This window comes from Rhodoflexus caldus, assembly GCF_021206925.1.
GTDB classification, from domain to species: domain Bacteria; phylum Bacteroidota; class Bacteroidia; order Cytophagales; family Thermoflexibacteraceae; genus Rhodoflexus; species Rhodoflexus caldus.
In genome coordinates this window covers 499,254-510,846 of sequence record NZ_JAJPRF010000002.1, presented here as the reverse complement: position 1 = coordinate 510,846, position 11,593 = coordinate 499,254, and the positions used below count along the sequence as shown (strand labels likewise).

At 47.1% G+C, this 11,593-nt stretch carries 10 protein-coding genes and 1 riboswitch; of the genes, 5 read left to right on the top strand and 5 right to left on the bottom strand.

The window, feature by feature from the left end:
• The 3 genes from NDK19_RS04275 to pfkA all read left to right on the top strand — a co-directional run.
• The coding region (locus NDK19_RS04275; protein WP_250630597.1) for a T9SS type A sorting domain-containing protein at positions 1-620 on the top strand (620 nt) is incomplete at its 5' end.
• Between the two features lie 273 nt (positions 621-893).
• Positions 894-2,552, top strand: coding sequence for a VWA domain-containing protein (locus tag NDK19_RS04270; protein WP_250630596.1), 1,659 nt, complete (start codon positions 894-896; stop codon positions 2,550-2,552).
• 167 nt (positions 2,553-2,719) lie between these two features.
• Positions 2,720-3,691, top strand: coding sequence for a 6-phosphofructokinase (gene pfkA, locus NDK19_RS04265; RefSeq protein WP_250630611.1), 972 nt, complete (start codon positions 2,720-2,722; stop codon positions 3,689-3,691).
• A 251-nt stretch (positions 3,692-3,942) separates the two neighbouring features.
• Here pfkA and NDK19_RS04260 read toward each other — a convergent pair whose 3' ends face one another.
• From NDK19_RS04260 to NDK19_RS04245, 4 genes are all read right to left on the bottom strand, one after another.
• On the bottom strand, positions 3,943-4,422 hold the full coding sequence (locus NDK19_RS04260) for a DinB family protein (RefSeq protein ID WP_250630595.1): 480 nt from the start codon (positions 4,420-4,422) through the stop codon (positions 3,943-3,945).
• A gap of 4 nt (positions 4,423-4,426) precedes the next feature.
• Positions 4,427-4,906 (bottom strand): low molecular weight protein-tyrosine-phosphatase, encoded by a 480-nt coding sequence (locus NDK19_RS04255; protein WP_250630594.1) that lies wholly within the window; start codon positions 4,904-4,906, stop codon positions 4,427-4,429.
• A 7-nt stretch (positions 4,907-4,913) separates the two neighbouring features.
• Positions 4,914-6,038, bottom strand: coding sequence for a DNA polymerase III subunit beta (dnaN, locus tag NDK19_RS04250; protein ID WP_250630593.1), 1,125 nt, complete (start codon positions 6,036-6,038; stop codon positions 4,914-4,916).
• A 70-nt stretch (positions 6,039-6,108) separates the two neighbouring features.
• On the bottom strand, positions 6,109-7,017 hold the full coding sequence (locus NDK19_RS04245; RefSeq protein WP_250630592.1) for a hypothetical protein: 909 nt from the start codon (positions 7,015-7,017) through the stop codon (positions 6,109-6,111).
• A 103-nt stretch (positions 7,018-7,120) separates the two neighbouring features.
• Positions 7,121-7,226, top strand: a riboswitch (TPP riboswitch).
• 85 nt (positions 7,227-7,311) lie between these two features.
• On the opposite strand from NDK19_RS04245, the gene NDK19_RS04240 reads away from it, so the two are divergent.
• The gene (locus tag NDK19_RS04240; RefSeq protein ID WP_250630591.1) at positions 7,312-9,690 is read left to right on the top strand and encodes a TonB-dependent receptor; all 2,379 of its coding nucleotides are present in this window, start codon (positions 7,312-7,314) and stop codon (positions 9,688-9,690) included.
• 202 nt (positions 9,691-9,892) lie between these two features.
• On the top strand, positions 9,893-10,468 hold the full coding sequence (locus NDK19_RS04235; protein ID WP_250630590.1) for a redoxin domain-containing protein: 576 nt from the start codon (positions 9,893-9,895) through the stop codon (positions 10,466-10,468).
• On the opposite strand, the gene lepB is transcribed toward NDK19_RS04235, so the two are convergent.
• Complete coding sequence (gene lepB, locus NDK19_RS04230) at positions 10,461-11,543, bottom strand: signal peptidase I (protein ID WP_250630589.1); 1,083 nt, start codon at positions 11,541-11,543, stop codon at positions 10,461-10,463. The genes NDK19_RS04235 and lepB overlap by 8 nt on opposite strands.
• Between the last annotated feature and the right edge of the window lie 50 nt (positions 11,544-11,593).

The window sequence follows — 11,593 nt, the reverse complement described above, 5'->3', positions numbered from 1 at the left end:
TCTTGGTAAGCTCTCAGACCCACAATTTGCCTGTGGGTACTTACCGCGTGCGCATTGACGTAGCAACAGCCGAAGGCACTATCATCGGCATCCCGTCTGCGGCAAGTTTCCAATTGGTGTCAGCTACGCAACTATTAGGTATTGGTGAGGGTATCTCGGCAACTGGCACACGCACCTTGCGTTCACCGATTGCCGCAGGTAATACATGGACACGCGATGGTCAGCCGATAGGTACAACTCAGGTAGTGGATGCTGCTATCCCCGGTTGGTATCGCCTGACCGTACAGGTAGGTAACTGTAACTTCACAGCCGAACGCTACGTATCGGCCAACGGTAGAGTAGAGGCAGAAGAGTCTGCGTCAGCAGAGGCAAAAATGGGCTTCAAGGTTTATCCTAACCCGGGTAATGGTATGTTTACCCTGCAAGGTCGTCAGGCAGTGGATGGCCAAGCCGAAGTAGTCATCAGCGATATGCAAGGGCGCGTTATCAGCCGCCAGAGCATCAGCGGTCGCCGTATGAACGAAACCATTGACCTGAGCCACATGGCGGGCGGCGTATATCTGCTGCAAATCCGTCAGGCAGACGGCCAAGTTTGGACGGAGAAATTAGTGAAGCAGTAATCGAGAACTTTGGATTAGATTAATTTTTTTAACAGTGGCAGTTGCATTATGCGTACTGCCACTGTTTTTTTATTGCCATGAGGCAATGGGGCTAAAAGTGCTATTGCATTATGCGAATTACAACCCTATCCCCCCAACCCGTTACCCCGACGGCAGGAACATCACCGAACAATTTTGTGTGTTTTGTTTGGAAGAAAAAATAGTCAATCGGAAAATAAAACAACTCTGATGATTTTACCCTAAACAAATCACGTTTGCGGCGGTTTTACAAGCATGACCGCCTATGAACTTGAGCAGGAATTCAGCAGCTTTATCGAATTTGGAAATGTATTCGATAAACCGGTACGTATATTTTTAGTCCACTATATTCATGCACGTCTTTCAGGCAGTACCATCAGCGATTATCGCCTGCAAAGCCTCTTGCAAAATCAGCAAAGCAAGTATTTTGACTACCTGCAAAAGGCACTTGATAAAATGCTGGGCTTTAATCTCATCCAAAAAGTTTGCAGCGATAACCGACCGCTTACCGAGCAAATCATCCATGATGTATTGAAATGGATGCGTGATGCGGATAAAAAAATTGCCGCTAAAAATCCTTACCAGCAAGAAAATGACATGTTTGAGGCGTGGAGCCATAAACCTACGCACCTGTGGGTAGATACATGGTATGTGCTTATCAATTTTTTGGCGAATAATTACACGCGGGAAGAGCTTGACAAGGACTTTTACGCAACCAAATTTAAAACCTTGCTTGCCGATAATAACATATTACAGAATGCCCGCCGCTTGTCGCCGCAAAACCTGCCCGAAGAAAAATCGCCGTTAGATGTGCTGATTGATGACCTGTTGGCACAGTGGAATGCCCTTCTTTCGGCCAAAAATCTGCAATACTACATGGAGGAAATGGACAAGGCGCAAGAGGAATTTACCGAGCTGCTCAACAAAAAGGTGGAGGAGTTTCACAAACTGATGACCTTGATTAATCCGTTTGCGATGGAAGTCAGCCACTTTTGGGATATGAGCCGCGGCCTGTGGAAAGACAAAGGCTTCAATGTATTAGACCATTACCAGCAATTGCTTGCCAACGAAAAGGCCGTTCAGGAACTTGCCGACCTGCTGGGGCGTATGCGTGAGGCACAAACCGAAGTGGAAGAAGAAATTTTCCGCGAGGTAATTGTCCGCAAGGAGTGGAAAACCGACTTGCGACTAAAAGCCGAGATAGGCGGCCTGCGCGAAAGCGACGACCTGCAAAATCTGCTGCCATCCGAGCTGGCTTTGCTTGGCAATCAGGCAACGGAAGCACTCTTTTTGCAAAAGTATGCCGATAAAAGCCTGCTCAGTTACCAGTTTCAGGGGCGCAGCCTTGTGCACAGCGACAAGGTCTCCTTTACCACCCATCGCCGCGAGAAGCGCAAAGAGAAAGGGCCTTTTATCCTTTGCATAGACACCAGCGGAAGTATGGAGGGGTTGCCTTCGCAAATAGCCAAAGTGCTGTGCTTCGCTATCATGAAAATGGCTGCCAAAGAGCAGCGCAAATGCTACCTGATTTCTTTTTCTATTGGTATTAAAACTATCAATCTGCTGAATATCGCCGACAGTATAGATAAAATTGTTGATTTTCTGTGTATGTCTTTTGACGGCGGCACAGACATCACACCCGCACTTTCGGAGGCGCTGAATGTGCTGCAAACCGCCGACTACAAAGATGCCGACGTAATGATGGTTTCGGACTTTGTTATGTTTGATATCAGGGAGGATTTACTGCGGCGTATCCGAAAAGAACAATCGCGGGGCACAAAATTCCATAGCCTTACGCTTTCGCAAAAACCCAACTTGCAGGTAGTGGAACAGTTTGATAACTACTGGGTATATGACCCGCAGGAGCGCAACATTATGCGTCGCTTGTGGGATGATATTCGTCGCTTGCAATAAATCGGATGGCAATAGGTGTTTTTTGCAGATTTATTAATAATCGCTTTCGCTTTTTTAATTTTTGGCAATCAAACAACAAAATCGGGCAAACCTATTAAATAAGCGAAAGAATTTTCTGAAATTTGCCCTCCATCATCTCTAACAGTAACGTGATAGGTACTCCCGTAATGAAAAATATTGCCGTCTTCACATCAGGTGGAGACGCTCCTGGTATGAACGCATGTATTCGTGCGGTTGTCAGAGGTGCATTGCATCACGATGTCAATGTATTCGGTATCTACCGTGGTTATAATGGTATGATTAATGGTGATATTCAGCCACTTACGTCTCAGTCGGTCAGCAATATCATCCAGCGTGCCGGAACCATCCTCAAATCGGCACGAAGTGTAGAGTTTCGCACCAAAGAAGGTCGCCAGAAAGCCTACGAGCAACTGAAAGCACATAATATTGAGGGATTGGTGGCTATCGGCGGCAACGGTACTTTCACGGGTGCACAAATTTTTTACGAAGAGTATGGTATCCCTACTGTCGGGGCACCGGGCACTATTGATAACGACTTGTATGGAACAGACTTTACCATCGGGTTTGATACAGCCGTTAATACAGCCTTGAATGCGATAGATAAAATTCGCGACACGGCGGATTCTCACGACCGCGTGTTTTTCATTGAAGTGATGGGGCGCGATTCGGGCTATATTGCCTTGCGTTCTGCCATTGGTGGCGGTGCCGAGATGGCCATCATCCCCGAAAAGCCTAACAGTTTAGACGAGATTATAGAAAAACTCAAAATCGGTTGGGGGCGAACCAAGCGTTCTTACATTGTGGTAGTAGCCGAAGGCAAGCAACCGGGCAATGCAACAGAGATAGCCCAGAAAGTAAAAAAGGAAATTCCCGATTTGGATATCCGCGTTTCTACCTTGGGGCATATTCAGCGCGGTGGCGCTCCATCCGCTGTGGACAGGGTAATAGCCAGCCGCATGGGATTAGCTGCCGTTGAGGCGCTGCTGAGCGGAAAGGCCGGTATCATGGTTGGTATTGTGAACGGACGGATTAAATACACACCGTTCAAAGAAACTTTCAAGCACAAAAACGAACAAATCGCTGAGATGATTCGCATGGTAGAGGTGTTGAGTAAGTAAAATGAATCGTCCCTATTAGTGGTCTAAAAAGTCGCTTGCAAAAAATATTTATGTAAGCTGCTAAAAAATAACTGTTTGAAGTCGGATTTTGTGCATAAGAAAGCGCCATTTTTCCTTATAAAAGGATGTCGCTTTTATTTATAAATAAACCTGACAGGTTTCTAAGACCTGTCAGGTTTAAAAATTTGCTTTTGAATAGTTTACGCAAAATATTTTTTGCAAACTGTTTACGCTTTTGTATAAAAATCTCCTTAATCCAAATTCAACTCCCCCGAAAACTCACGGGCGAAAGTGATAAAATCGGTATTGGGCGGGTCTATGCCAATCTGGCGGAACATTACGGCAAACTGCGCGCGGTGATAGGTGGCATGATTGGCTGTATGGATGATAATATCGGATACCCGATTGGTGTAATCTATTTTCTGGAAGTTTTGATAGCTCATCATGCGGTCAAACTCGCTCTGGTCAGACTCGCTGAGGTAAGCTAGCCAGTTTTTCGTATTTTCAACCGCCATGGCCTTCAATTCATCTATGGGCAGCGGTTTCCAGATATGAAGCGACAAATCGGGGTTGCCCTTGATTCGCGAAAGCCACAACTTTTGTGCAACCAACACATGGCTCATGAGCAAATGAACCCTGTCGGGAATCTCACTTTGGCGGTCAAACAGTTGGAAATAGCGGTCGTTTGCCCAGTGATTGTAGGTATAAAGGCGCAAAAAGTAGTCTTTCATTGTATCAGTGATTTTCTTGCAAGTAAGCTAATAAAGATTCGGCACTGCGGCGAACGGTGTGAAAGCAGGTAACAAAATCCTTCATGTAGCCATAGAAAGGGTCATCTACCTCCAAAAGTTCGTCCTTTTCGGTGTCAAACTCGCGCAGCAACATCACCTTGGCAGCGCTGTCGGGGGCTACGCGCTCTTTCAGGCGTATGATGTTGTGCAGGTTGTTTCTGTCCATTGCCAGAATGTATTCAAACCTGTAAAAATCGTCGGCGGCCAACTGACGTGCACGACTGGGCAGTGTTATACCGTTGTCTTCGGCGACTTTTCGGGCGCGTCGGTCGGGCAAAGCTCCGATGTGATAATCGCTTGTTCCGGCGGAGTCACAGGCAAAGCGGTGAGCCAAGTCTGCTTCCTTGACCAAATGAGCAAACACTCCTTCCGCCAGTGGCGAACGGCAAATATTGCCTAAGCAAACAAAGAGGACTCTGACCATCAGCAGATTAATAATAGCTGTTCAGCATAACAGGCATGATGAGCATGAGGATATCCTCGCTTTCATCGGTAGTTTCAGGAGCAAGCAGACCTGCGCGGTTGGGTTCGGACAGCTTGAAAACTACTTTTTTGGAGTTCAGGTTGCTCAAACCTTCAATCAAAAACTTGGCATTGAAACCTATTTCCATGGTTTCGCCTTCATAGACGCATGGCAGTTTTTCCTCCCCTTCGTTAGAAAAGTCAATGTCTTCGGCATATACTTCCAAGCTGTCGGGGTTGATTTTGAGGCGAACCTGATTGGTTGATTTATTGGCGTAAATGGCGATGCGCTTCAATGAGCCAAGCAGCTCGGCGCGGTCTATTTCAAGCACTTTGTCATTGTTTACCGGAATTACGTATTCGTAATCGGGGAATCGCTCGTCAATCAGGCGGCAAACCATGCGAATATTGGCAAATGAAATAAAGGCATTTGACTTACTCAAAGCCAATTGCAGCGGCGTATTGTCCGAAGGCAGCGTATTTTTCAGCAAACCAAGTGCCTTGCGAGGGATAATAACCGCTACCTCGGTAGGCGAACTTACATCAAAACGGCGGTAGCGAACCAAACGATGGCTGTCGGTAGAAACGAAAGTTGCATCGGTATTGCGCAAGTTGATATAAACGCCGTTCATGTTCGGTTTCATTTCGTCGGTGCTGGTTGCAAACAGGGTGTAAGCAATGGCACTTGACAATACTTCGGCTGTCAGTTCAACGGTTTCCGCATTTTTGGCTTCGGGCACACGCGGAAAGTCGGCTGCATTTTCTCCTGCCAGTTTATAGTGGCCGTTTTCCGAATTGAGTTCAATAATATAAGTATCCGGATTGATGGTGAAGGTTACAGGCTGCTCGGGTAGGTTGCGCAGTGTATCTGCCAGCATCTTTGCCGGAACGGCAATGCTGCCATTCATTTCAGACTCCACGCTCATTTCTGCCACCATAGAAGTTTGCAAGTCGGAAGCGGTGATTGTCAGCGTGTTATCTTTGATTTCAAAGAGGAAGTTTTCTAAAATAGGTACAACGGGGTTGCTGACAATAACGCCGCTCAGTGCGGAAATTTGTTTCAGTAAAGCAGTAGAGGATATAATGAACTTCATATGGCTGTTATTAGAATGGCTTTCACGTTATCAATTGTCAAAATTAGCACATTTTTGAGATGTAGCTATTTTAGCGTTCAAAATCTTTGCGACGGACAAGGAATCGGGCGAAATAGCGCGGTTCTAATTGCACCAACTCATTGGCAGGTTGTGTGATGCCATACATGCCGCTTCTGCCTGCATATACGTTAATGCCGCTGTTGCCGTTGAGTGTTTCTATTTCCATTTCACAGAAAGGAATCAGGCGGCGGAGCGAGTCTCGAAGAGAGGGATTATCTACAAACGAATAGACGCGAAAGCCGCGATAGGATTCTATGTAGCGATAGAGCATAGCAGAATCAAGCTGTTGCACCCCTGCTACTTTGTAAAATTCGTTGTCGCGGCGAATATCAATGTTTTGGTCAGGTGTTTCGGAATAGCGTATGCGCAGGCTTCGGATGCCTAACCAGCCTGTACTGACTAAGTTTTTATTGCGCCATTCGCCTTCGGGCAAGGTAAGTGCCTCGTAAATATTGAGGCTGTAGCCGGGGATATACAGGGCGGCCGGTGCTTTGCTGTTTTTGGCTATAGCATAGGCATTGCCCTTGAAGCCGAATACTTTAAAAGACAGTACCTGTTGGTTGCCGCGCCACAACTCAACAGTTTGTCCCTGATTTTCAAGGTCTTTGCGGAGCGATTCGCCTTCTGCGCCCGTGATGAGTTGTTGCACTTCCACTTTGCGCAACAGCATAAAAAGTTCGCGCAGCAGCGGCTTGTCTGCCTGATAGCGCTCATTGAGTTGCCATTCGCCATTGGACAACTTGAACGTGTTTTTACCCAATACGATGCGGTCTATGCCGGCGGTATCGGTGAGGGTAAAATAATTTTCGCCGACAGAAGCATTGGCAGGCGTACCGGTGCCGTGTTGATAAAACCAAAAGCCCAGTGCGGCTAATTCCAAAACAATAATGGCGAGTAATATTTTCAGCTTGGCAGTCAAGATGCAATCGGTTTTCAGCACTGCGAAATAACGAAATGTTCGCTCAAAAACATAGCTCCCTCTTGTAAACACGCAATCGCATACATTAACTTTGCAGCGAGCAATTGGCTCACCGGGGTGTTTCCTGTGCCACTGGCAAGGAGGCTGAGATGATACCCGTATAACCTGACCGGGGTAATGCCTGCGTAGGGAGTTTACATCTGACCAAAAGACTGCATTTGTTCTGCATGTAGTCGCCTTCTTCCCCCACAGAACACCGTCGGGTTTTTGTACCACTTAAACACTGACGGAACTATGAAAAAGTACCTTTTAACTGCCTTTTTGGCAATCTTCCATGCAATTGCATGGGCACAATTCAGTATTTCGGGTAAAATTTCGGCTGCCGATGATGCCGCAGCGCTTGCCGGCGCATCTGTCGTGCTGAAAGAAACGGGCAAGGGTGTTGCCGCCGACGAGCAAGGCAAGTTCAGTTTCTCCGCTTTGCCTGCCGGTTCGTACACGCTGCAAGTGTCGTTTGTAGGTTATCGGAGCTACGAACAACGCATTGATTTACAGCAAGATGTAATGTTGGATATTCGCCTTGTCGCTACTGCCTTGTGGAGCAAGGAGGTGGACGTATTCGGTACGCGCCTCTATCCGATTACCAAAACCCTTGTGGACAAGAAAGACCTTGCGCCGCAAAATTTGGGGCAAGATTTACCCATCCTGCTCAATTTTACGCCTTCCATGGTTACTACTTCCGATGCCGGGGCAGGTATCGGTTATACAGGAATGCGTATTCGCGGCAGCGACCCTACCCGCATCAACGTTACCATTAACGATGTGCCGCTCAACGATGCCGAATCGCAGGGCGTTTGGTGGGTCAATATGCCCGATTTTGCAAGTTCTGTGTCTCAAATTCAGATTCAGCGTGGCGTAGGTACGTCCGTAAACGGGGCGGGAGCTTTCGGTGCGAGCGTGAATATTACCACACTTGCGCCGGAGGATAAAGCCTCTGCGGAAATTACCAACGGATACGGTTCGTTCAATACGTGGCGGCACAATGTGGTCGTTCATTCGGGGCTGATTAACAATCGTTTCAAAATGATGGGGCGGCTGTCCAAAATCACCTCCGATGGCTTTATAGACCGTGCCTTTTCCGACCTGAAATCGTTTTATTTGTCAGGTGTTTATCTGACCAAAAAAGGCAACATTACGGCCAATGTATGGAGCGGTAAAGAGCAGACGTATCAGGCGTGGTACGGCGTTCCCGAGGAGGAATTGCGCAAAGGCAACCGCCGATTTAATTCGCAAACCTATGACAATGAAACCGACAACTATCAGCAAGACCACTATCAACTCATTTGGCAAACCGACATCGGCAATGGCTGGAGCTGGAAATCTACCCTGCACTACACGCGCGGACGCGGCTATTATGAACAATACCGCCCCAACGACCGCCTCTCACGCTATCAGATAGCCCCTGTGCAAATTGGAAATCAGACAATTACACGCAGCGACCTCATCCGCCGCCGTTGGTTAGACAACCACTTCTACGGGCTCACTTGGCAACTGAGCTACCAAAGCCCGCAACTGCGTGCCGATGCACCCGTGCTGGATTTTCAGTTTGGCGGTGCTGCCAACCGCTACTCGGGCAAGCATTTTGGCGAAGTAATTTGGGCGCGTTTTGCGGGCAACAGTAACATCCGTCATCGCTATTACGACAACGACGCAGTCAAGGACGATATCAACGCCTATGCCCGTGCCAACTACCAACTCGCAGACGGTCTGTTTGTGTTTGGCGATTTGCAACTGCGCCGTATCAACTACGACTTTTTGGGCTACGATAACCGTTTAGAAAACGTTACTCAAAATGCTAACCTGCTGTTTTTCAATCCCAAAGCAGGTGTGCGTTACCTGCAAGGTTCCTCCGAGTGGTATGCTTCCTATGCTGTCGGCCATCGCGAGCCCAACCGCCGCGATTACACGGAAAGCAGCCCGACAAGTCGCCCACGCCCCGAGCAACTCCACAACATAGAGGCAGGTTACAGCGGCAGTGTAGGCAGTTGGGCGTTTAATGCCAATTTGTTTTACATGTACTACAAAGACCAATTAGTGCTGACGGGCAGCGTAAACGACGTAGGCGGCTACATTCGCCAAAACATTCCCGACAGCTACCGTGCAGGTATTGAATTGGTGGCTGCTTGGCAAATCAACAAAAAATTGAAATGGGAAGGCAATGCAGCGTTTAGCCGCAATAAAATCCGTTCATTTACCGAGTTTTTAGATAATTACGACAATGGCGGGCAAGTATCCGTTGAACACAAAAACACCGACATAGCCTTTTCTCCTGCCGTTGTTGCAGCTTCTCAGTTGCACTTTGCACCTGCCAAAGACCTGCAAATCTCTTTGCTGACCAAGTACGTGAGCCGCCAGTATTTGGACAATACGCAGCAATTGAGCCGCAGTTTAGATGCGTTTTTTACCAACGATTTGCGCATGAGTTACGCCATTCGCCCGAAATTTTGCAGTGAAATAGGTTTGGGGCTGCTGGTAAATAATATTTTCAATCATTTGTACGAAAATAACGGCTATACTTCCGGCTATATCAGCGGTGGCCGGCCTACCTATGAAAACTTCTATTTTCCGCAGGCAGGAACGAATTTCCTTGCGCAGGTAAGCGTGAAGTTTTAAACAGCAACATGCACCAACCACACCGCACAAATTCGGTAGATTTTATACAAAAAACCCGACAGGTTCTCAAAACCTGTCGGGTTTAGTATTTTGATTTTCAATGATTTATAAAAAAACATATTGTAAACCCCTGCGATTTTACGATGAAAACCAATCCATCCTCCCTGCCGTTTATAAGGAGTGGTATATTTACTCAAACCCTATGCGATTATCTCTTAACGTTTCGGCGCCCCGATTTACTTTGAAAGATGTTTTCGGGCGCACCATTGACCTCGCTTCTTATGAAGGCAAACGCGTGCTGATTGCTTTTTTCCGACATACCGGTTGTCCGTTTTGCAACATGCGTGTGTATACGCTCCAAAAGTACCGCGAGGAGTTTCTCTCAAAAAATCTGGAAATGATTTTCTTTTTTGAGTCAAAGGAGAAAACCATCCTCAACAGCAGTTTTCACAAAGGCGTTTCACCCATCCCCATCATCGCCGACCCTGAAAAGGTTTGGTATGGCATTTACGGGCTGGAAGAATCGGCGCGCAAGTCGCTTTACAGCCATCTGACGAGTTTTATTCAGATGGCAGTAAAGGCCAAACTTAATAACCTGCCTGTTCACGCCATGCCCGACGGCGAGTCTATTAATACCATTCCGGCGGAGTTTCTTTTAGATGAAAAGCTGATTATCAGGGAGTTAAAATATGCCACTCATCTGAACGACCGATTTTCGGTAGAGGAAATACGGGCATTTTTAGACAGAAAGAGCTTTGTGGGCAATACTGCTACCTGATAATTTTAAAAAAGCGCATACCCGAGGTGCTTGAATCGTAAATGTTGTTGGAGGAAAGTAGCAAAAGCCAAGCCTTGCCAATCACCATTGATTCAGGAACGAATCCGAATCGGCGCGAATCGTCTTCCGCATAACCGCGGTTATCGTTCAGTACAAAATAATAGTTTTGTCGGAAAGTATATTGGTTGATGGGCTTTCCGGCAAGCAAAGCCTTTCTTTCCTGCCCGAGTTCATAACCCGTTCCCGAAAACGTGATAGCATCGCCTTGTTCGTACTCCAACAGCCAGTCATACAACGCCAGCGTACTGTCATTTACCGCTATGGTTGCGCCTTTGCGAGGCACCCATAGCGGCCCCAGAAATGCTTTGTTCCACTCAAAAAAACGGTGAAAGGGAAATGTGTTTTCTGTATCTTCACCACGCGGTGTAACGGCTTTTTGCACGCTAAGAACGGCAGTGTGTTTCATCAAGGCTGCTGCCTGCGCGGGCGTGCAGTTAATCAAGCAAAAATCTTTGAGTTGGCTGATGTTTTGAAAACCGCGTTCTATCAGCCAATCAACAGGCTTTTCATGGTCTATCAATACCCAATATTGATACAGTCTTTGGGTGGTATCCTCTTGATAATGAGCTGTTTGCAAACGTTCAATCCGAACCGAATCGCCCGGTAGTCCGATGCAGCGCCCCAAAAATTTGACGCGCATGTCAGCCGGTAAGTTCTCCGGCTTGCGCGGATGGTTAAAATAAATTACATCGCCGCGTTCTATATTGCCAAAACCCGGCAGCCTGAATATAGGCGCTTGAAACCATGGAAGAAAAGTCGGGATGCTGTCGCCAACGAACGGCTCTGTTAGCGGAATTTTGAGCCATGTGGCAGGTGTTCGGGGGCCGTAGTGCAACTTGCTGACGAGCAAAAAATCTTCTTTTGACAGAGTAGGCTCCATGGCAGAGCTGCGCATGGAGGTCAGCTCAAATACAAAAAAATGTAAAGCCCATGCTATCACAAATGCAATTGCGGCTTGTATTACCAGTTGCTTAAAGGGATGCGATGGCTTGGCAGGTTTGTCGGAAGAACTCATAGGGGTAAATATTATGCTTGTGTATTTTGTTGGAATATGCTACTTTTGTG

What these genes read in the sequence shown, in the direction of transcription:
- NDK19_RS04270 (WP_250630596.1), top strand. Translation starts at nt 894, where the DNA reads ATGACCGCCTATGAACTTGAGCAGGAATTCAGCAGCTTTATCGAATTT.
- pfkA (WP_250630611.1), top strand. Translation starts at nt 2,720, where the DNA reads ATGAAAAATATTGCCGTCTTCACATCAGGTGGAGACGCTCCTGGTATG.
- NDK19_RS04260 (WP_250630595.1), bottom strand. Translation starts at nt 4,422, where the DNA reads ATGAAAGACTACTTTTTGCGCCTTTATACCTACAATCACTGGGCAAAC.
- NDK19_RS04255 (WP_250630594.1), bottom strand. Translation starts at nt 4,906, where the DNA reads ATGGTCAGAGTCCTCTTTGTTTGCTTAGGCAATATTTGCCGTTCGCCA.
- dnaN (WP_250630593.1), bottom strand. Translation starts at nt 6,038, where the DNA reads ATGAAGTTCATTATATCCTCTACTGCTTTACTGAAACAAATTTCCGCA.
- NDK19_RS04240 (WP_250630591.1), top strand. Translation starts at nt 7,312, where the DNA reads ATGAAAAAGTACCTTTTAACTGCCTTTTTGGCAATCTTCCATGCAATT.
- NDK19_RS04235 (WP_250630590.1), top strand. Translation starts at nt 9,893, where the DNA reads ATGCGATTATCTCTTAACGTTTCGGCGCCCCGATTTACTTTGAAAGAT.
- lepB (WP_250630589.1), bottom strand. Translation starts at nt 11,543, where the DNA reads ATGAGTTCTTCCGACAAACCTGCCAAGCCATCGCATCCCTTTAAGCAA.